Genomic DNA, 18,365 nt, shown 5'->3' with positions numbered 1-18,365 from the left:
CGCATCCGGAGCCTTCGCCCCCGACGACGAGCTGCAGGCCGCGATCGACCGCATCCGCCAAGAGGTCAGCGACCTGCACTCCCAGCTCACCCGCTACAACCTCGTGCAGTGGACCGGCGGCAACATCTCGGGCCGGGTTCCGGGCGCCGACCTCTTCGTGATCAAGCCCTCCGGCGTCGACTACGACGCGCTCGCCCCGCAGAACATGATCCTCTGCCACCTCGACGGCACCGTCGTCGCCGGCACCGAGGGCTCGGACCGCTCCCCCTCCAGCGACACCGCCGCGCACGCCTACGTGTACCGGAACATGCCCGAGGTCGGCGGCGTGGTGCACACCCACTCCCCCTACGCCGTGGCCTGGGCCGCGCAGGGCGAGCCGATCCCCTGCGTCACCACCGCGATGGCCGACGAGTTCGGCGGTGAGGTGCCGATCGGGCCCTTCGCCATCATCGGCGACGACTCGATCGGCCGGGGCATCGTCGAGACCCTCCGCGGCCACCGGTCGCGGGCCGTGCTGATGAAGAGCCACGGCCCGTTCACCATCGGCAAAGACGCCCGCGACGCCGTGAAGGCCGCCGTGATGGTGGAGGACGTGGCCCGCTCGGTGCTGTTCTCCCGTCAGGTAGGCGGCGGCGAGACCCCGCCGCCGATCGCCGCCGACGCCGTCGACTCCCTCTTCGCCCGCTACCAGAACGTCTACGGACAAGACCCGACAGGATCCCTCGCATGACCCGTCTCAGCACCGACCTCTCCCCCTACGAGATCTGGTTCTTCACCGGCAGCCAGAACCTCTACGGGGAGGAGACCCTCCGCCAGGTGGCCGAGCAGTCGCAGCAGATCGTGGCGACGCTGGACGACGCATCCGCGATCCCCGTGAAGATCGTCTGGAAGCCCGTGCTGAAGGACAGCGAGTCGATCCGCCGCGCCGCCCTCGACGCGAACGCCGACGACCGCGTGATCGGCATCGTCGCCTGGATGCACACCTTCAGCCCCGCGAAGATGTGGATCGCCGGCCTCGATGCGCTCACCAAGCCGCTGCTGCACCTGCACACGCAGGCGAACGTCGAGCTGCCCTACGCCGAGATCGACTTCGACTTCATGAACCTCAACCAGGCCGCCCACGGCGACCGCGAGTTCGGCTACATCCAGACCCGCTTGGGCGTGGCCCGCAAGACCGTGGTCGGCCACGCGAGCAACCCGCTGGTGCAGAAGCAGATCGCCGACTGGGCCCGCGCCTCCGCCGGCTGGCAGGCCGTGAAGACGCTCAAGCTCGCCCGCTTCGGCGACAACATGCGCTACGTGGCGGTGACCGAGGGCGACAAGACCGAGGCCGAGCTGCGCTTCGGCGTGCAGGTGAACACCTGGGGCGTGAACGAGCTGGCGGATGCCGTGGCCGCGGCGTCGTCGGCGGACGTCGACGCGCTGGTGGCCGAGTACGAAGATCTCTACGATGTGGTGCCCGAGCTCCGGAGCGGCGGTGAGCGGAACCAGTCCCTTCGCGACGGCGCCGCGATCGAGCTCGGGCTCCGCTCCTTCTTGGAAGAAGGAGGCTTCGGAGCGTTCACCACGAGCTTCGAAGACCTGGGCGCACTGAAGCAGCTGCCCGGGCTCGCCGTGCAGCGGCTGATGGCCGAGGGCTACGGCTTCGGCGCCGAGGGCGACTGGAAGACCGCCATCCTGGTGCGCGCCGCGAACGTGATGGGCGCGGGCCTGCCCGGCGGGGCGTCGCTCATGGAGGACTACACCTACGACCTGGTCGAGGGTGCCGAGACCATCCTGGGTGCGCACATGCTCGAGGTGAGCCCCTCGCTCACCACGGCCCGGCCGACGCTGGAGATCCACCCGCTCGGCATCGGCGGCAAGGACGACCCGGTGCGCCTGGTGTTCACGGCCGATCCGGGTCCCGCCGTGGTGGTGGCCCTCTCGGACATGCGCGACCGCTTCCGGCTCGTGGCGAACGTCGTGGAGGTCGTCGAGCCGCGCGCGCCGCTGCCTCACCTGCCCGTCGGCCGAGCCGTCTGGCGACCGGAGCCCTCGTTCGCGGTCTCGGCCGCCGCCTGGCTCACCGCCGGGGCCGCGCACCACACCGTCATGTCGACCGCGGTCGGCATCGAGGTGTTCGAGGATTTCGCCGCCATCGCGAAGACCGAGCTGCTCACCATCGACGCCGAGACCACCCGCAAGGGCTTCGCGAACGAGGTGCGCTGGAACCAGGCCTACTACCGCCTCGCGCAGGGCCTCTGACCGCTCGGCGTCCGCGGCGGTGCGGCGCGGTTCAGGCGGGGGTGACGTCGATCATGGTCACGCCCGCCGCCGGGGTTCCCGAGGCCATGGCGAGCAGGGCATCCGGAACCTCGGCGAGGCCGATGCGGCGCGAGATGAGCCGTTCGGGCCGGAGTGCACCCGAGAGCACCAGGTCGAGCAGGCCCGCGTAGGCCGGCGCCGGCATCCCGTGGCTGCCGAACAGCTGCAGCTCGCGGGCGATGACGTCGCCCAGCGGCACGCGGGGGTCGTCGGCGAACAGCCCGATCTGCACGTGGCGGCCGCGGGCGCCCAGAGATCGGATGGCGGTGCGCACGGTCGACTCGCGCCCGAGTGCCTCCACCGAGACGTCGGCGCCGTCGGCCGCGAGGGCGCCGCGCGCTCCCCCCGTGCGGCCGGCCAGGGCACGGATGTCGGCCACGACCTCATCGTCCGCCCTGCCCGCGCTGTTCACGGTGCCGACGGCGCCGAGGCCGGCGGCACGATCGAGGGCGGCGGGGTCGACATCGACCGCGATCACCCGCGCGCCCACGGCGACGCCGATCATCACCGCGCTGAGGCCCACGCCGCCGCATCCGACCACCACCAGGCTCTCGTCGCGCGCCAGCCCTGCCTGGTGCACGAGCCCGCGGTAGGCGGTGGCGAACCGGCAGCCCAGCAGGGCGGCCGCGCCGGCGTCGAGCCCGGCGGGCACCTCGATCAGGTTCACGTCGGCGTCGTGCAAGGCCACCCGCTCGGCGAACGACCCCCAGTGCGTGAACCCCGGCTGGGTCTGGTTGCGGCACACCTGCCCGTTGCCGGAGGCGCACTCCGCGCAGCGCCCGCAGGCACAGACGAACGGCGTAGTGCCCCGCTGTCCCACCCGGAATCGCTCGACCTCCGGCCCCACCTCGTCGATGACGCCGACCACCTCGTGCCCCGGCACGTGCGGCAGCGCGATCCCGTCGTCGTGCCCCAGCCACCCGTGCACGTCGCTGCGGCACAGCCCCGTCGCCTCCACCCGCAGCACCACGCCTCGGGGGCTCGGCGTCGGATCCGCCACCTCCTGGAGCACGGGCCGCTCCCCGAACCGGTCGAACCTGATCGCACGCATGCTCCGACGCTAGCGGATGCGTGCCGCGACACCATGGCGGCGGCGGGCAACAAAAAAGGCCCCTCGGAGAGGAGCCGGATCTTGCTGGGGTACCTGGACTCGAACCAAGAACAACTGAACCAGAATCAGCCGTGTTGCCAATTACACCATACCCCACTGGCCAGAACCGAAGCCCGGGCCGAAGATCTACAGTAGCCTATCCGCCCGGCCATTCCAAAAGCGGACGCGCCCGGACCGAAAGCGGATGCGCCCGGGGGCGCCGCGCCAGTAGCGTTGAGGCATGACAGTCAAGACCATCGGCATCCTGCTGTTCGACGGCGTGGAGGAGCTCGACGCCGTCGGGCCCTGGGAGGTGCTCTCCTACTGGACCCTGGCGCACCCCGAAGACGCCTACGAGGTGCGGATGCTGGCCAAGACGCTCGACCCCGTGCGCGCCGCCAAGGGGCTGCGGCTGCTGCCCGACACCACCGTCGCCGAGGCGCCCCCGCTGGACGTGCTGCTCTACCCGGGCGGGCAAGGAACCCGGCCGCGCCTGAAGGATCCGGCCGAGCTCGAGTGGGTGCGCGCCCAGCGTGCGACCGTGCCGCTGCTCACCAGCGTCTGCACCGGGTCGCTCGTCTACGCCGCCGCCGGCGTGCTGGCCGGCCGCCCCGCCACCACGCACTGGGGCTCGCTCGACCTGCTCGCCGAACTCGACCCGAGCATCCGCGTGCGCCCCGACGACCGCTTCGTCGACGACGGCGACCTCATCACCTCCTCGGGCGTCTCGGCCGGCATCGACATGGCCCTGCACCTGGTCGACCGCCTGGCCGGCCGCGAGCGCGCCATCGAGACCCGCCGCGGCATCCAGTACGACCCCGAGCCGCCCGTCTGAGCCGGGTGGAGGCGTGAGCCTCCGAGAGACGCGGCGACCGGATTCGAACCGGTGTAGACGGATTTGCAGTCCGCTCCCTGACCACTCGGGCACGCCGCGATGCAGTCCACTCTGCACGATTCGCGCTCGACACGCGTCGGACATGTCACCCGAGGTCACCCTGTTCCGGCATGTTACGCGCCGATGTGCGCGCTCGACCGACTCGACCTACCGTGGCTCCTCGTACCACCGAGAGGAAGTCACATGTCCATCAGCAAGAAGTTCCTGGCCGCCGCCGCGGTCGCCGCGTCGATCACGCTGCTCGCCGGCTGCGCCTCATCCGGAAGCGCCGACAGCACGGCATCCGGAGACAGCACCGAACCCGTCAAGATCGGCGTCGTCGGCGCCAGCGACCCCTACTGGGAGACCTACAAGCAGGCCGCCGCCGACGAGGGCATCACCGTCGACATCGTCGACTTCACCGACTACGCGCAGCCCAACCCGGCACTCACCGAGGGCGAGCTCGACCTCAACCAGTTCCAGCACATCGTCTACCTGGCGCAGTACAACGTGTCCGCCGACGCCGACCTCACACCGATCGGCTCCACCGCCATCTACCCGCTCGGCCTGTACTCCACCAAGTACGGCTCGGTCGACGAGATCCAGCAGGGCGACACCGTCGCCATCCCGAACGACGAGAGCAACCTGGCCCGCGGCCTGCTCGTGCTGCAGTCGGCCGGCCTGGTGGAGCTGAAGGACGGCGGCAGCATCTTCGCCACGCTCGACGACGTCGACGAGGCGAAGTCGAAGGTGAAGGTCACGACCCTCGAGGCCTCGCTCACGCCCACCTCGCTTCCGGATGTCGCCGCCGCGATCATCAATAACGACTTCGTCGAGGACGCCGGCCTCACCCCCGAGGACGCCATCGCGCAGGACGACCCGTCCGACCCCAACGCGCTCCCCTACGTCAACATATTCGCCGCCAAGGCCGAAGACGCCGACAACCCCACCTACCTGAAGCTCGTGCAGATCTATCAGGACACCCAGGCGGTTCTCGACGGCGTTCAGGATGTCTCGGGCGGCAGCGCGGTCTTCCTCAAGACCCCCGTGGCCGACCTCCAGGCCTCCCTCGCCGACGTCGAGGCCGACACCAAGGCCCACCAGGGCTGATCGGTGGCGCTCGTCAGTCTTCGCGACGTCACCAAGACCTATCCGCCCGCCAAGAGGGGCGGCGAACCCGTGACCGCGATCGACGGCGTCTCGCTCGAGATCGAGGCGGGCGACGTGTACGGCATCATCGGCTATTCCGGTGCCGGCAAGAGCACGCTCGTCCGCCTCGTGAACGCGCTCGAGACCGCGACCTCCGGCAGCATCCTGGTCGACGGCATCGAGGTGAACGGGCTGCGCGAACGGGAACTCCGGCGGCTTCGGCTGGGCATCGGGATGATCTTCCAGCAGTTCAACCTGTTCAGCTCGAAGTCGGTCTACAAGAACGTGGCCTACCCGCTCGAGGTGGCCCGCACGCCCAAGAACGAGATCGGCCCGCGGGTCGAGGAGTTGCTGCGCTTCGTGGGCCTGGCCGACAAGGCGCGCAATTACCCCGAGCAGCTCTCCGGCGGCCAGAAGCAGCGCGTGGGCATCGCCCGCGCGCTCGCCACGAGTCCTCGCATCCTGCTGGCCGACGAGGCCACCAGCGCCCTCGACCCCGAGACCACGCAGGAGGTGCTCGCGCTGCTGAAGCGCGTGAACGAGGAGTTCGGCGTCACCATCGTCGTGATCACGCACGAGATGGAGGTCATCCAGACGCTCGCCACCAAGGTCGCGGTGATGGACGGCGGGCGGATCGTCGAGCAGGGCGACGTGTTCGACGTGTTCTCCGACCCGCAGGAGGCCTCGTCCCAGCGCTTCGTGGCCACCGTCGTGCGCGGCATCCCGTCGCCGGCCGAGCTCGCGGTGCTGCGGGAGCGGCATCCGGGCCGCATCGTCACGCTCTCGTTCCGCGACGGCGACAGTTCGCAGGGCAGCGTGTTCCTCACCCTCGCCCAGGCCGGCGTCGCGCTCGAACTGGTCTACGGCGGCATCAACGACATCCGGGGCCGGGCCTTCGGGCACCTCACCTTGGTGCTGAACGGGGACGAGGCGGTGATCGACCGCACGCTGGCGAGCCTGGCCGATGCCTCGGTCGAGGTGACCGACCACGGCCGCGAGGGCACGATCGACGGCCACTTCGGCGCCGGACGGGAGGCCCACGGTGGATGACCTGATCCAGCTGCTGCCGAAACTCGGCCAGGCCACCTTCGAGACCCTCTACATCGTGGGCTTCAGCCTGCTCTTCGGTGGCATCGGCGGCCTGCTCGTGGGGCTCGGGCTCTACACGACCCGGCCCGGCAACCTCTATTCGAACCGCGTCGTGTTCGGCATCCTGAACGTGGTCGTGAACATCTTCCGGCCGATCCCGTTCATCATCTTCTTGGCCGCCGCCCAACCGCTGGCCCGGCTGGTGGTGGGCACCGGCATCGGCAACACGGCGATCATCTTCACGCTCTCGCTCGCGGCCACCTTCGGCATCAGCCGGGTGGTGGAGCAGAACCTACTCACCGTGCAGCCCGGCGTGATCGAGGCGGCCCGATCGGTGGGTGCCAGCCGGCTCCGGATCGTAGCGAACCTGCTCATCCTGGAGGCGCTCGGGCCCCTCACGCTCGGCTACACCTTCGTGTTCATCGCGATCATCGACATGTCGGCCGTGGCCGGCTACGTGGGCGGCGGCGGGCTCGGCACGTTCGCCATCCAGTACGGGTACCGGCAGTTCAACCCGGTGGTGACCTGGGCGGCCGTGATCGTGATCATCCTGATCGTGCAGGCGGTGCAGTTCCTCGGCAACGCCCTGGCGCGCAAGGCGCTGCGCCGCTAGCCCGCGCGTTCGGTCGCGGTCGCTGTCGCTGTCGCGTTACAGCGGGTAGGCGAGAGCCGCGTCGGCCGGGAACGAGAACACGACGGCGCGACCGGGAGCCAGGTCGAGCTCGGCCACCAGGCCGGGCTCGACGTCGGCCGCGATCTCGGCGGAGCGCACGCGCACGAGGTCGCCGCGCGGCTCGAGGTCGGTGATGGTCGCCGGCAGCACGTTCCGGGCGGCACCAAGGGCGGCGCCGGGGTGCGGTTGCGGGTGCAGGCCGGCGGATGCGCGGGATCCGGAGAGGGAGTCCGGCGATCCGTCCGGCAGCTCGACGCTCACCCGGGACGGCCGCACCGACACGCCCATGCGAGCTCCCGGTGCCGGCGCCGGTCCCGCGGTGGGGCCGTCGACGCCCGGCGCCGACTCCCCGGCGAGGCCCTCGGCGTGGATGCGGTGACCTCCGTCGGTCAGCACCGCGTCGCCGTCGCGCACGCCGACGATCAGATTGAGCGCGGCGAGGCCGGCGGCGAACGGCGTTCGCGGGCGGTCGAGCACCTGGCGCGTCGGGCCGGCCTCCACCACGTGGCCGCCCTCGAGCACGAGCACCCGGTCGGCCAGCGTGAAGGCGTCGAGCACGTCGTGGGTGACGATGATCGCGGTGCGCTCGGCCAGCACCTCGCGCAGCAGGCGGCGGAGCGCCGGCGCCACCGAGACGTCGAGCGCGGCCATCGGCTCGTCCAGCAGCAGCAGATCGGGCTCCGAGGCGAGGGCCCGGGCCACGGCGATGCGCTGCGCCTGCCCGCCCGACAGCTGGGTGGGCTTGCGGCCGGCGAGTTCGCCCGCCCCCACCCGCTCGAGCCACTCGGCGGCCCGGTCATTCGCCGAAGAACGCGAGCGGCCCTGGCTGCGCGGCCCGAACGCGACGTTGTCGAGGGCGTTGAGGTGCGGGAAGAGCAGTGCGTCCTGCGCCAGCATCGACACCCCCCGCGCGTGCGGCGGCAGCCAGCGGGAGCGCCCCTGCTCCCCCACCTCGAACAGCACCCGCTCGCCCAGTCGGGCGCGGCCGGCATCCGGCTTGAGCAGCCCGGCGATCAGGGTGAGCAGGGTCGACTTGCCGGCACCGTTCGGACCGAGGATCGCGACGGTCTCGCCCGGCTGCAGCGCCAGCGACACCGCGAAGCCGCGCGCCCGCACCTCGGCCTCGAACTCGAACACCGGTTCCGGCACGGGCACCTCCGTCACGAGCCGCTCCTGCGCAGGCGGAATCCGTTCGCCTCACCGGCCTGGTGGGCGATGGCCACCACGATCACGGCGACGACGACCAGCACCAGCGAGAGGGCGACCGCGGCATCCGGATCGGTCTCCCGCTGCAGGTAGATCTCCAGCGGCAGAGTGCGGGTGACGCCCTGCAGCGAACCTGCGAAGGTGAGGGTGGCGCCGAACTCGCCGAGTGCCCGGGCGAACGAGAGCACCGCGCCCGAGATGAGCGCCGGCAGCACGAGCGGCAGCGTGATACGCCGCAGCACCGTCGTGGGGCGGGCGCCGAGCGTGGCGCCCACCGCCTCGTACCGCGTGCCGACCGTGCGCAGCGCGCCCTCCAGGCTCAGCACGAGGAAGGGCAGCGCCACGAAGGTCTGCGCGAGCACCACGGCGGTGGTGGAGAAGGCGATGGTGACGCCGAGCGCCTCGAAGCTCTGGCCGAGCAGGCCCCGCCGTCCGAAGGTGTAGAGCAGCGCGATGCCGCCCACCACCGGGGGCAGCACGAGCGGCAGCAGCACGAGCGAGCGCAGGATCTTCTGCCCCCAGAACTCGGTGCGCGCCAGCACGATCGCCATCGGCACACCCAGGACGACGCACAGCACGGTGGCCGTGAGCGAGGTGCGCAGGCTCAGCCAGAGGGCGTCGACCGACGACTCCGAGGTGACGAGCGGGATGAACTCGCCCCAGTCGACCCGCGTGACCATCGCGATCAGCGGCAGCAGCACGAAGCCGGCACCGATGATCGCGATGGTCACCACCCAGCCGGGGACCCCGGCGTAGGTGGCGCTGCTGCTGCGGGAGGACACGGGCGGGGTCAGGGCTTGCCGAAGCCGGCGGCTTCGAGCACTCCCCGGCCGGCCGCTCCGGTGACGAAGTCGACGAACGCCCGGGCGATCTCGGCGTTCGCCGACGCGGTGACCGGGGCGATCGGGTAGGTGTTCACGGCCTCGCTCGACTCGGGGAACTCGATGCCCTCGACGGCGTCACCCGCGGCGATCACGTCGGTGACGTAGACGAGGCCGGCATCCGCTTCGCCGCTGATGACCTTGCCGAGCACGTCGGTGACCGAGGACTCCTCCGAGACGGGCGTGAGGGTGACGCCGGTGGCCTGTTCGACCGTGACCGTGGCCGAGCCGCAGGGCACCTGGGCGGCGCAGACGACGGTCGTGACCTCGGGCTTCGCGAGGTCGGCGAAGGCGGCGACGCCGGCGGGGTTGCCCGGCGGCACGGCGATGGTCAGTACGTTCGTGGCGAAGTCGACCGGGGCATCCGCCGCGATCAGGCCGACGTCGGTGAGCTTGGTCATGTTCTTCTCGTCGGCCGAGGCGAACACGTCGGCCGGGGCGCCCTCGGTGATCTGGGTGACCAGGTCGGAGGAGCCGGCGAAGTTCAGCTCGACGGTGACGCCGGGGTTCGCGGCCTCGAACTCGTCGGCCAGCTCGGTGAAGGTGCTCTTCAGCGAGGCGGCGGCGAAGACGGTGATCGAGCCGTCGAGGGCGGCGGCCGTCTCGGTCGCGGCGGGCGCTGCGCTGGGGGCGGGGGCGGGGGCGGGGGCGTCGGAGCTTCCGCTCGAACACGCGGCGAGGGTGAGGGCGACGGCCGCCGAGAGGACTGCGGCGGCGATCGTGGTGGTGCGGGTCATGCTGGCTCCGGTCACTCTCAGGCCTTTCCGGCGGGGGTCTCGATGATCACCGTCGTGGCTTTGACGACGGCGATGGCCACGGATCCGGGCTCGAGACCGAGCTCGCGCACGGCCTCGCTGCTCAGCAGGGAGACGATCCGGTGCGGGCCGCACTGCAGTTCCACCTGGGCCATCACCGTGTCCAGGATGATCTCCGTCACGATGCCGACCAGCCGGTTGCGCGCCGAGCGGCCGATCTCGGAGGGATCGACGGGCAGCACCGCGTTCGTGCGGGCCAGCTCGGCCATCGCCAGGCCGTCGACGACGCCGCGCCCGGAGTCGTCTTTCGAGCCGGGCAGCACGCCCTGATCGATCCACCGCCGAACCGTGTCGTCGCTCACCCCGAGAAAGCTCGCGGCATCCTTGATCCGAATCTGCGACATGGCATCAAGTCTAGGGCCGCATCTGCGGATAGCGGACAGGGCGGGCGGACTCCGCACCCGGGCCGGTCGGCGCTCCGAGACATGGCCACAGGATGCCGGGTGGGCCAGGGTGGACGGATGGACACGGAGCAGACCCCGCAGGCCCGGCCGGTGACGACCGGCGGATCGACCGTGCAGGAGTGGACCCGCGAACTGGCGGAGTCGACGGGATCGCCCGGCGGCGGCGCCGGAGCCGGGGTGATGCTGGCCATCGCGGCCTCACTCACCTCGATGGTGGCCGGCTACACGGAGGCGCCGGAGACGGAGCAGGCGGAGCCGGAGCAGGCGGAGCCGGCACACGAGTCGCCGGTCGAGGCCATCCGCTCCCGCGCCCGCGCCCTGCGCGAGACCGCTCTCCGGCTGGCCGACGCCGACGCCGACGCCTCGAACGCCTTCGGGGCAGCATTCCGGCTCGAGAAGGGCGAAGAACGTACCCGTGCGATCCGCGAGGCGTCCCTCGCCGCGGCCCGCAGCTCGGCCGAGCTGGGCCGGCGGGCGATCGAGGCCCTCGACGACCTGGCCTGGCTCGCCGAGCACGGCAATCCCGCTCTCATCTCCGATGTCGTGGTGGGGCTCGGCGCCCTGCGCGCCGCCCTCGCCGGTGCCCGCACCAACGTGAGCTTCGACCTCGGATCGCTGCGCTCCACGGGCCTCTCGCTCCCCCAGATCCACGACGCCGAGCCGGAGCTCTGGTCGGCCGTCGGCGATCTCGACCGTGCCCTCGCCCGCATCGACGCCCTGACCGCACGCTCCGACGACCGCGCGGCGCCCACCGACGCCGCCGGGCATCCGTAGCCCCGCGCCGCGGCACGATCCCTAGGATGGCGGTGTGACGGCACCCCGAAAGCGACTGAGCCGCGACGAGCGGCGCGCGCAGCTGCTCGACACCGCGGAGGGTCTGTTCGCCTCGCAGGGCTACGAGGCCACCACGATGGACGACGTGGCCAAGGCCGCCGGCGTCACCCGGGCCGTCGTCTACGCGCACTTCGCCAGCCGCGAGGCGATTCTGCTCGACGGCATCCGGCGCGCGCACGAGGAGCTCGACCGGCGCCTCGCCGAACTCGCCGCCGACACCGACCCGGGCGTGCCGGTCGCCGACGTGGTCGAACGCGGCGGCGACCTGTTCTTCGCCATGCTCGAGAGCGCGCCCAGCCGGTGGGCGCTGCTGTTCGCACCGATCCTGGCGAATGCCCCGGATGCGGTCGCCAGCCTTCCCGAGATGCGGCGGACCACGGTGCTGCGCATCATGGACATCGGCGTGCGGATGCGGACCGACGTCGACGCCCGGCAGGTGGAGGCGGTGGCGTACATGGTCAGCGGCCTCGGCGAGCAGCTCGGCCGCTGGTGGCTCACGCAGCCCGACGTGCCCCGCGAGCAGGTGGTGGCGTATTACCGCGACTTCATCGTCGGGGGGCTCGGCGCCACGATCCGCGATGCCTAGGAGACAATTTAACTATACGTGACGTATAGTTAGCGCATGGACACGGACGTTCTGGTCATCGGAGCCGGCATCTCGGGAATCGGCGCGGCCTCCTACCTCGCGCGGCGCCGGCCGGGCACGAGCTTCACCGTCGTCGAGGCGCGCGAGAACATCGGCGGCACCTGGGATCTCTTCCGCTACCCCGGCGTGCGGTCCGACTCCGACCTCTACACCTTCGGCTACGAGTTCAAGCCGTGGCGCGACGACGAGTCGATCGCCAGCGGCGACCGCATCCTCGCCTACCTCCAGGAGACGGTCGACGAGAACCGGCTCGCCGACCGCATCCGCTTCGGGCACCGGGTGATCTCCTCCGACTGGAGCAGCGCCGAGCAGCGGTGGACCACCGAGGTCGAGACCGTCGCCACCGGGGAGCGGCAGCGCATCCGTTCGCGCTGGGTGTTCTCGGCCGGCGGCTACTACCGCTACGACCAGGGCTACTCCCCCGAGCTCCCCGGCCTCGACGCCTTCGAGGGCCGGGTCGTGCATCCGCAGTTCTGGCCCGCCGACCTCGACTACGCCGGCACACGGATGCTCGTCATCGGCAGCGGGGCCACGGCCGTCACCCTGGTTCCCAACCTGGCCGGGAAGGCCGCGAGCGTGGTGATGCTGCAGCGCACGCCCAGCTACATCCTGCCGCTCGCCTCCCGCGACGAGCCGGCGCTGTGGCTGCGCCGGGTGCTCGGCGACCGGATCGCCTACCCGCTCATCCGGCGGAAGAACGTGACCCGGCAGCGGCTGGTCTGGCGGATCAGCCGGCGCTTCCCGAACCGCATGCGGCGGTTCATCCGCTGGGCGAACGTGAAGAGCCTGCCCGTGGGCTATCCGGTCGACACGCACTTCAACCCGCCCTATCAGCCGTGGGACCAGCGGCTCTGCTTCGTGCCGAACGGCGACTTCTTCGCCTCGATCCGCAGCGGCGACGCCGAGGTGGTGACCGATCGCATCCGCACCTTCGACGCCGACGGCGTGCAGCTCGAGTCGGGCGAGCGGATCGACGCCGACATCGTCGTGACCGCCACCGGCCTGAGCGTGCAGCCGCTCGGCGGCGTCGCGCTGAGCCTGGACGGTGTGCCCGTCGACGTGTCGAGCCGGGTGTCGTTCAAGGGCATGATGCTGAGCGGCGTGCCGAACTTCGCCTACGCGATCGGCTACACCAACGCCTCCTGGACCCTCAAGGTGGGGCTGCTCTGCGAGCACTTCGTGAAGCTGCTCGACCTGATGGACGAGAAAGACCTGGCGACCTGCACCCCCGTCGCCCCGGAAGGGCTCGAGACGCGGCCGCTGCTCGACTTCGGCGCCGGCTACATCCAGCGGGTCGCCGACACGCTCCCGCGTCAGGGCTCGGCGGCGCCGTGGCTGACCTCGGCCGACTACCGCGCCGACGTGAAGGTGCTGCGCCGTGCCTCAGTGGTCGATCCCGCCCTCCGCTTCGGCCGCCGCAGCGCGAGAACGGCGGGCGCGACGGCGGCGGGCGCGCGGACGGCCGCCTCATGAGCGTCGAAGGGGGCGACCTCTTCGCGGAGGCCGGCCACGGCATCCGGATCTGCTACCGCAGCGACGGGCCGACGGATGCTCCCGCGGTGCTGCTCATCGCGGGGCTCGGTCTCGACCTCACCTCCTGGCCGCCGTCACTCGTCGACGGCCTGCTCGGCCGGGGTCTGCGCGTGCTGCGCACCGACAACCGCGACGCCGGCCGATCCACCCGGGCCACGACGCCGGCGCCGACACCGTGGCAGCAGCTGCGGGGCGTCGCCCCGGCCGGCGCTTACACGCTCGAGGACATGGCGGCGGATCATGTGGGCCTGCTCGACGCCCTCGGCATCCGCCGGGTGCACCTGGTGGGCATGTCGCTCGGCGGGATGATCGCGCAGACGATCGCGGCGGCGCATCCGGATCGCGTGCTGAGCCTCACGTCGATCTTCTCCACGACCGGCGCCCGCTCGGTGGGGCAGCCGGCACGCTCGACCCTCGTGCGGATGGTGCGGCCCGGCGCCGCCACCGGGCCCGACTTCGCGCGCCGGCACGTCGGGATGCTCGGCCACATCGGCTCGACGCGATACCCGGTCGACGTCGCTCGCGAGACGCGGTGGGCGGTCGATGCCTGGGAGCGGGGCGCGGGCGAGCAGCGCGCCACCGGGATGGCCCGGCAGATCGGTGCGATCAACGCCTCGGGCGACCGCACGCAGGCCCTGGCCCGCATCACGGCGCCGACGCTCGTGCTGCACGGCGATCGCGACCTCATGGTCGCCCCCAGCGGCGGACGGGCCACGGCCGCCGCCGTCCGCGGTGCGCGGCACGTGACGATCCCGGGGATGCGGCACCACCTGCCCGAATCGCTCGCGCCCGAACTCCTGGCGCTGATCGGCGACCACATCCGGGACGCCGGCCCCGCACATCCGTCCCCCGCCCCGTCCTCCACTCCCTCGGCCACTCCCAGAACGGACAGCACCCCATGAGCACTTTCACCGGCAAGGTCGCGGTCGTCACGGGGGCGGGCTCGGGCATCGGGCAGGCGCTCGCGCACGCGCTCGGGGCCTCGGGCGCCCGGGTCGCGATCAGCGACGTGGATCCGGAGAGGCTCGCCACGGTTGAGGCCGCGCTGCGGGCGGAGCGGGTCGACGTGCACGCCCTGCCCGTGGACGTGAGCGACCGGGCCGCCTTCGGCTCGTACGCCGAGGCCGTCGCCGAGCACTTCGGCGTGGTGCACCAGCTCTACAACAACGCCGGCATCGGGGCGAGCTCGCGGCCGCTGGTCGACACCTCGTACGAGATCATCGACCGGGTTCTGGCCGTGAACCTGGGCGGGGTGATCACGGGCACCAAGGAGTTCCTGCCGCGGCTCATCGCCTCTGGCGACGGCCACCTGATCAACGTCTCGAGCCTGAACGGCATCATGGCGCAGCCGCGGCTGGCGGCCTACGTCACGTCGAAGTTCGCGGTGCGCGGCTTCACCGAGGCGGTGCGCTCCGAGCTGATCCGGCAGGGCGCGCCGGTGAAGGTGACGGTGATCCATCCCGGCGGCGTGCGCACGAGCATCGCCGAGATCCCGGCCTCGGCGACCGTCTCGGCCGTCGAGCGCCGGCAGGCCGAGGTCTACAACACGAAGCTGTTCCGGATGACGGCCGACGACGCGGCCGCCCGCATCCTGAAAGCCGTCGCCGCCGGCAAGGGCCGCTTGCGCCTCGGCCAGACCGTCGCGGTCGACCGCCTGGTGCGGCTCTTTCCCCAGTCGTACCCGCGCGTGGTCGCCGGCTGGGACAAGCGCACCTTCGGCTAGGTCGACGTGCCTCCGAGCAGGGTTCGAACCACGGCGGAGGCAGGCGCGGGCCGAGCGGCCGGTGTCAGCGCACGGAAGAGCACGGTGCCGATCAAGGCCTCGGCGATCGCCTCGGGATCCCCGGATGCGCCGATCTGCCCGAGCTGCGCGCCGCGTTCCAATCGCTCGACGAGAGCCCTGAAGAACGGGCCCGTGCTCGTGTCGTACAGCAGTCGGCTCTCCTGCTCGTTGTCGGAGGCGGCCGTGACCAGGCCGAGCATCACTGCTCGCAGGCGCGGCTCGGCGAGCGAGACGAGAACGCCGTCGAGCCAGGCGGTGAGGTCGGCGGCCAGGTGCCCCGAATCCGGCACCGGCGACCGCGGCAGGTCGAGTTCTCCGGCGATGACCAGATCGGCCACGATCAGCGCTTTGGAACTCCACCAGCGGTGCACGGTGGCCCGTCCGCTCCCTGCCCGGGCGGCTATCCCCTGGATGGAGAGCTGCTCGTAGCCCACCTCGGCCAGCAGATCGCGGGCGGCGAGCAGGATGGCGTGCCGTGCCTGCTCGCTGCGGGGGCGACCGCGCTCAGCCACGGGGATGCTTTCTTGCCTTCATGGTATTACGATACAGGTGACTCGTTAATCGGCGCACGTTGTCGCCGGCGGGTCGACCGAGAAGGGAAGTGCACATGTCGAACGACATCGTGGTCGTCGTCGGAGTCGGCGGAATGGGTGAAGCCATCGCACGCGCAGCGGGGGCGGGTGAGAATGTGCACGTCGTGCTCGCCGATTTCAGTCAGACCGCACTCGATCGCGTGTCCGCCGCCCTGCAGGCCGACGGCATCGCCACCTCCTCCCATCTGGTCGACGTCTCGTCGCGCGCCTCTGTCGCGGCCCTGGCCCAGGATGCCGCCGCGCTCGGCCCGGTGACGAAGGTCGCCTGGACCGCCGGGCTGTCTCCGGTGCAGGCCTCGGCCGAGGCCATCCTCGCGGTCGACCTCGCGGGTGTGGCCTATGGGCTCGACGAATTCGCCGCGGTGATAGCCGACGGGGGTGCCGGTGTGGTGATCGCCAGCATGGCGGGCACCATGACGGGCGAACAGCTGCCGGCGGAGCTCGGCGTCGCGCTCCAGCACACGCCCTCCGACGACCTGCTCGGCCTGCCTTTCCTCTCTCCCGCCGCCCTCCCCGACCCGGGCGCGGCCTACGGCATCGCCAAGCGTTCCAATCAGCTGCGGGTGCGCAGCGCGAGCCTCAGCTGGGGCGCTCGCGGCGCGCGCATCAACTCCATCAGCCCGGGAGTGATCAGCACGCCGATGGGCGATCAGGAGCTCGCCGGCGAGAACGGCGCCCAGATGCGCGCGATGGTCGCCGCATCCGGAACCGGTCGTCTGGGCTCACCGGACGACATCCTGAGTGCCGCCCTGTTCCTGCTCGGCCCCGACTCGTCGTTCATCACCGGGACCGATCTGCTCGTCGATGGCGGCGTCGTCGCGGCCGTGCTCTCCGGCGCCCTGCAGGAGTAACTCACACCCGGGCGCTGATGCCGTCCTTCAGCACGGCGAGTGTCGCGGTGAAACGGTCCGGATCGGCGCGGGAGATGCCGACGTAGGTGATCGCCGCCAGGAGGAGGTGCACGACGGACTCGATGTCGGCATCCGCGCGCAGCTGGCGGTCGGCCACGCCGCGCTCCAGCCGGGCCACGAGGTTCTCGTGGGCCGGCAGAGCGAAGGCCTGCTCCAGCGCGACGGCGATGGCCGGCTCGGTGGCGCTGATGGCGGTCGCCGCCCGCAGCACTTCTCCGTACGGGCCGCGCATCGCACGGGCGCAGCGCTGCAGCCAGAGGTCGAGATCAGCCCAGACGTCGGGCGACTCGGGCAGCACGTTGGCCGGCACCTCGATGAATCCCTGCAGCAGCGCGTCGGCGACCAGTGACGCCTTCGACGGCCACCACCGGTACAGAGTCCTCTTCGCCGCACCCGACTCGGCGATCACGCCGTCCATGGTCATCGCGGCGAAGCCGGTCGACGCCAGCTGATCCGCCACGACCGCGAGAACCCGCGCACGCAGCGACTCGTCGCGGGGCCTCCCCCGCGGTCGGTCACCGGCTTCGACGCTCACATCCCGAGCGTAGCCGAGCCGCCTCTTGCATTTAGGAGACGGAGAGTATTCAATATCGATACGTTCCATCGAAGGAGATGCGATGACCGATTCGACCGTCAACCCGCCGGCCGCCCCGAGCTGGCTCAGCCCCGAGGCCCGCGCCGGCCTCGAGGTTCCGATCACCCGAACCCCCTACCCGCCGCTGGACGACACGGCCGCCTGGCAGGAGTTCATCGGGCAGGTCGACACCATGGTCACGGGCATGCTCGCCGGTATGCCCTCCCTCGCCGAATCCGCCCAGATCGACGCCGACGGGGTTCCGACCTACGTCGTCACCCCGCCGGGAGCACCCACCGGCGATGACGCCCCGGTGTTCCTGAACATCCACGGCGGCGGCCTCATCATGGGCGCCGGCGACCTCACCCGCGTGATGACCGAGATCGGTGCGGCGGGCAACGGCGTGGTCAACTGGGCGCCCGACTACCGGATGCCGCCGCTGCATCCGTTCCCGGCCGCACTTGACGACGTGGTGACCGTCTACCGCGCTCTGCTGGCCGTGAAGTCGCCCGACGCGATCGTCGTCGGGGGCGGTTCCGCCGGAGGCAACCTCGCCGCCGCCCTGCTGCTGCGCGCGAAAGACGAGGGGCTGCCGATGCCCGCGGCCCTCGTGCTCAACACCCCCGAGGTCGACCTCACCGAGTCGGGCGACAGCTTCACCACCCTCGCCGATGTCAGCGTGGGCCTGCAGAGCCTGCGCGAGGCGAACCTGCTCTACGCGGGCGGCCACGCCCTCGACGAGCCCTACCTCTCGCCGCTGTTTGGTGATCTGACCGGCTTCCCGCCCACGCTGCTCACCGGCGGCACCCGCGACCTCTTCCTCTCCAACACCGTGCGCATGCACCGGCGCCTTCGGGAAGCGGGCGTGGATGCCGATCTGCACATCTTCGACGGCCGCCCGCACGCGGGGTTCGGGAACGCACCGGAGGAGATCGCCGTCACGCTGGAGACCCGCTCCTTCGTGCATCGCCACCTCGGCCTCGGCTAGCGATCCCCGTCAGGCCGG

Annotated in this window: 20 protein-coding genes and 2 tRNA genes; 13 read left to right on the top strand and 9 right to left on the bottom strand. The window is 71.4% G+C overall.

The genetic code is table 11. From position 1 onward, the window contains the following. Window positions 1-31: 31 nt before the first annotated feature. Both ACN4JJ_RS04550 and araA read left to right on the top strand, forming a co-directional pair. Window positions 32-730: an L-ribulose-5-phosphate 4-epimerase gene (locus tag ACN4JJ_RS04550; protein WP_440708788.1), complete on the top strand. Its 699-nt coding sequence runs from the start codon at window positions 32-34 to the stop codon at window positions 728-730. After that, window positions 727-2,244: an L-arabinose isomerase gene (araA, locus tag ACN4JJ_RS04545; protein WP_440708712.1), complete on the top strand. Its 1,518-nt coding sequence runs from the start codon at window positions 727-729 to the stop codon at window positions 2,242-2,244. Before ACN4JJ_RS04550 ends, araA begins: the two co-directional genes overlap by 4 nt. A 31-nt stretch (window positions 2,245-2,275) precedes the next feature. On the opposite strand, the gene ACN4JJ_RS04540 is transcribed toward araA, so the two are convergent. Together ACN4JJ_RS04540 and ACN4JJ_RS04535 are read right to left on the bottom strand one after the other, a co-directional pair. Continuing rightward, window positions 2,276-3,355, bottom strand: coding sequence for an alcohol dehydrogenase catalytic domain-containing protein (locus ACN4JJ_RS04540; RefSeq protein ID WP_440708711.1), 1,080 nt, complete (start codon window positions 3,353-3,355; stop codon window positions 2,276-2,278). An 84-nt stretch (window positions 3,356-3,439) separates the two neighbouring features. Further along, window positions 3,440-3,511, bottom strand: a tRNA-Gln gene (locus ACN4JJ_RS04535). Between the two features lie 124 nt (window positions 3,512-3,635). Between ACN4JJ_RS04535 and ACN4JJ_RS04530 the strand changes: the two genes are divergently transcribed. Beyond that, complete coding sequence (locus ACN4JJ_RS04530) at window positions 3,636-4,229, top strand: DJ-1/PfpI family protein (protein ID WP_440708710.1); 594 nt, start codon at window positions 3,636-3,638, stop codon at window positions 4,227-4,229. A 28-nt stretch (window positions 4,230-4,257) separates the two neighbouring features. On the opposite strand, the gene ACN4JJ_RS04525 is transcribed toward ACN4JJ_RS04530, so the two are convergent. After that, window positions 4,258-4,328 (bottom strand) — tRNA-Cys (locus ACN4JJ_RS04525). Window positions 4,329-4,472: 144 nt separating this feature from the next. Here ACN4JJ_RS04525 and ACN4JJ_RS04520 point away from each other — a divergent pair. From ACN4JJ_RS04520 to ACN4JJ_RS04510, 3 genes are read left to right on the top strand one after another with little or no spacing between them, the layout of a single operon-like run. Continuing rightward, complete coding sequence (locus tag ACN4JJ_RS04520) at window positions 4,473-5,378, top strand: MetQ/NlpA family ABC transporter substrate-binding protein (RefSeq protein WP_440708709.1); 906 nt, start codon at window positions 4,473-4,475, stop codon at window positions 5,376-5,378. Between the two features lie 3 nt (window positions 5,379-5,381). After that, the gene (locus tag ACN4JJ_RS04515; RefSeq protein WP_440708708.1) at window positions 5,382-6,467 is read left to right on the top strand and encodes a methionine ABC transporter ATP-binding protein; all 1,086 of its coding nucleotides are present in this window, start codon (window positions 5,382-5,384) and stop codon (window positions 6,465-6,467) included. After that, on the top strand, window positions 6,460-7,119 hold the full coding sequence (locus ACN4JJ_RS04510) for a methionine ABC transporter permease (protein WP_440708707.1): 660 nt from the start codon (window positions 6,460-6,462) through the stop codon (window positions 7,117-7,119). Before ACN4JJ_RS04515 ends, ACN4JJ_RS04510 begins: the two co-directional genes overlap by 8 nt. 36 nt (window positions 7,120-7,155) lie before the next feature. On the opposite strand, the gene ACN4JJ_RS04505 is transcribed toward ACN4JJ_RS04510, so the two are convergent. Genes ACN4JJ_RS04505 through ACN4JJ_RS04490 form a run of 4 tightly spaced genes read right to left on the bottom strand, consistent with a single transcriptional unit; the run spans window position 7,156 to window position 10,425 of the window. Next, window positions 7,156-8,343 (bottom strand): sulfate/molybdate ABC transporter ATP-binding protein, encoded by a 1,188-nt coding sequence (locus ACN4JJ_RS04505; protein ID WP_440708706.1) that lies wholly within the window; start codon window positions 8,341-8,343, stop codon window positions 7,156-7,158. After that, window positions 8,340-9,167, bottom strand: coding sequence for an ABC transporter permease (locus tag ACN4JJ_RS04500; RefSeq protein WP_440708705.1), 828 nt, complete (start codon window positions 9,165-9,167; stop codon window positions 8,340-8,342). Before ACN4JJ_RS04500 ends, ACN4JJ_RS04505 begins: the two co-directional genes overlap by 4 nt. Before the next feature lie 8 nt (window positions 9,168-9,175). After that, a complete protein-coding gene (gene modA / locus ACN4JJ_RS04495; RefSeq protein ID WP_440708704.1) occupies window positions 9,176-10,003 on the bottom strand; it encodes a molybdate ABC transporter substrate-binding protein in 828 nt (275 codons plus the stop codon). A 17-nt stretch (window positions 10,004-10,020) separates the two neighbouring features. Further along, window positions 10,021-10,425, bottom strand: a complete 405-nt coding sequence (locus tag ACN4JJ_RS04490) for a TOBE domain-containing protein (protein WP_440708703.1) — start codon at window positions 10,423-10,425, stop codon at window positions 10,021-10,023. Window positions 10,426-10,542: 117 nt separating this feature from the next. Here ACN4JJ_RS04490 and ACN4JJ_RS04485 point away from each other — a divergent pair, with 117 nt between their 5' ends. Genes ACN4JJ_RS04485 through ACN4JJ_RS04465 form a run of 5 tightly spaced genes read left to right on the top strand, consistent with a single transcriptional unit; the run spans window position 10,543 to window position 15,221 of the window. Next, window positions 10,543-11,259 carry a cyclodeaminase/cyclohydrolase family protein gene (locus tag ACN4JJ_RS04485; protein WP_440708702.1) on the top strand — a complete coding sequence of 239 codons (717 nt, stop codon included), beginning with the start codon at window positions 10,543-10,545 and terminating at the stop codon, window positions 11,257-11,259. A 34-nt stretch (window positions 11,260-11,293) separates the two neighbouring features. Continuing rightward, window positions 11,294-11,905: a TetR/AcrR family transcriptional regulator gene (locus ACN4JJ_RS04480; RefSeq protein ID WP_440708701.1), complete on the top strand. Its 612-nt coding sequence runs from the start codon at window positions 11,294-11,296 to the stop codon at window positions 11,903-11,905. 36 nt (window positions 11,906-11,941) lie between these two features. Next, a complete protein-coding gene (locus ACN4JJ_RS04475) occupies window positions 11,942-13,438 on the top strand; it encodes a flavin-containing monooxygenase (RefSeq protein ID WP_440708700.1) in 1,497 nt (498 codons plus the stop codon). Next, complete coding sequence (locus ACN4JJ_RS04470; RefSeq protein ID WP_440708699.1) at window positions 13,435-14,400, top strand: alpha/beta fold hydrolase; 966 nt, start codon at window positions 13,435-13,437, stop codon at window positions 14,398-14,400. The genes ACN4JJ_RS04475 and ACN4JJ_RS04470 overlap by 4 nt, the downstream gene beginning before the upstream one ends. Further along, on the top strand, window positions 14,397-15,221 hold the full coding sequence (locus ACN4JJ_RS04465) for an SDR family NAD(P)-dependent oxidoreductase (RefSeq protein ID WP_440708698.1): 825 nt from the start codon (window positions 14,397-14,399) through the stop codon (window positions 15,219-15,221). Before ACN4JJ_RS04470 ends, ACN4JJ_RS04465 begins: the two co-directional genes overlap by 4 nt. On the opposite strand, the gene ACN4JJ_RS04460 is transcribed toward ACN4JJ_RS04465, so the two are convergent. After that, window positions 15,218-15,793 (bottom strand): TetR/AcrR family transcriptional regulator, encoded by a 576-nt coding sequence (locus tag ACN4JJ_RS04460; RefSeq protein WP_440708697.1) that lies wholly within the window; start codon window positions 15,791-15,793, stop codon window positions 15,218-15,220. The genes ACN4JJ_RS04465 and ACN4JJ_RS04460 overlap by 4 nt on opposite strands. A 95-nt stretch (window positions 15,794-15,888) precedes the next feature. On the opposite strand from ACN4JJ_RS04460, the gene ACN4JJ_RS04455 reads away from it, so the two are divergent. Continuing rightward, window positions 15,889-16,725 (top strand): SDR family oxidoreductase, encoded by an 837-nt coding sequence (locus ACN4JJ_RS04455; protein ID WP_440708696.1) that lies wholly within the window; start codon window positions 15,889-15,891, stop codon window positions 16,723-16,725. 1 nt (window position 16,726) lies between these two features. Here ACN4JJ_RS04455 and ACN4JJ_RS04450 read toward each other — a convergent pair whose 3' ends face one another. After that, on the bottom strand, window positions 16,727-17,320 hold the full coding sequence (locus tag ACN4JJ_RS04450; protein WP_440708695.1) for a TetR/AcrR family transcriptional regulator: 594 nt from the start codon (window positions 17,318-17,320) through the stop codon (window positions 16,727-16,729). Window positions 17,321-17,402: 82 nt separating this feature from the next. Between ACN4JJ_RS04450 and ACN4JJ_RS04445 the strand changes: the two genes are divergently transcribed. Beyond that, a complete protein-coding gene (locus ACN4JJ_RS04445) occupies window positions 17,403-18,347 on the top strand; it encodes an alpha/beta hydrolase fold domain-containing protein (protein WP_440708694.1) in 945 nt (314 codons plus the stop codon). Window positions 18,348-18,365 lie beyond the last annotated feature (18 nt).

Source organism: Herbiconiux dendrobii, from assembly GCF_052048175.1.
Classification (GTDB): domain Bacteria; phylum Actinomycetota; class Actinomycetes; order Actinomycetales; family Microbacteriaceae; genus Herbiconiux.
The sequence above is the reverse complement of the archived record's forward strand: the minus strand, read 5'-3'. Positions and strand labels throughout refer to the sequence as shown.

Excerpts from the sequence above, each read along its gene's own strand:
- araA (WP_440708712.1), top strand. The coding sequence starts at position 727 with ATGACCCGTCTCAGCACCGACCTCTCCCCCTACGAGATCTGGTTCTTC.
- ACN4JJ_RS04445 (WP_440708694.1), top strand. The coding sequence starts at position 17,403 with ATGACCGATTCGACCGTCAACCCGCCGGCCGCCCCGAGCTGGCTCAGC.
- ACN4JJ_RS04530 (WP_440708710.1), top strand. The coding sequence starts at position 3,636 with ATGACAGTCAAGACCATCGGCATCCTGCTGTTCGACGGCGTGGAGGAG.
- ACN4JJ_RS04470 (WP_440708699.1), top strand. The coding sequence starts at position 13,435 with ATGAGCGTCGAAGGGGGCGACCTCTTCGCGGAGGCCGGCCACGGCATC.
- ACN4JJ_RS04520 (WP_440708709.1), top strand. The coding sequence starts at position 4,473 with ATGTCCATCAGCAAGAAGTTCCTGGCCGCCGCCGCGGTCGCCGCGTCG.
- ACN4JJ_RS04540 (WP_440708711.1), bottom strand. The coding sequence starts at position 3,355 with ATGCGTGCGATCAGGTTCGACCGGTTCGGGGAGCGGCCCGTGCTCCAG.
- ACN4JJ_RS04485 (WP_440708702.1), top strand. The coding sequence starts at position 10,543 with ATGGACACGGAGCAGACCCCGCAGGCCCGGCCGGTGACGACCGGCGGA.
- ACN4JJ_RS04455 (WP_440708696.1), top strand. The coding sequence starts at position 15,889 with ATGTCGAACGACATCGTGGTCGTCGTCGGAGTCGGCGGAATGGGTGAA.
- modA (WP_440708704.1), bottom strand. The coding sequence starts at position 10,003 with ATGACCCGCACCACCACGATCGCCGCCGCAGTCCTCTCGGCGGCCGTC.
- ACN4JJ_RS04475 (WP_440708700.1), top strand. The coding sequence starts at position 11,942 with ATGGACACGGACGTTCTGGTCATCGGAGCCGGCATCTCGGGAATCGGC.
- ACN4JJ_RS04490 (WP_440708703.1), bottom strand. The coding sequence starts at position 10,425 with ATGTCGCAGATTCGGATCAAGGATGCCGCGAGCTTTCTCGGGGTGAGC.
- ACN4JJ_RS04465 (WP_440708698.1), top strand. The coding sequence starts at position 14,397 with ATGAGCACTTTCACCGGCAAGGTCGCGGTCGTCACGGGGGCGGGCTCG.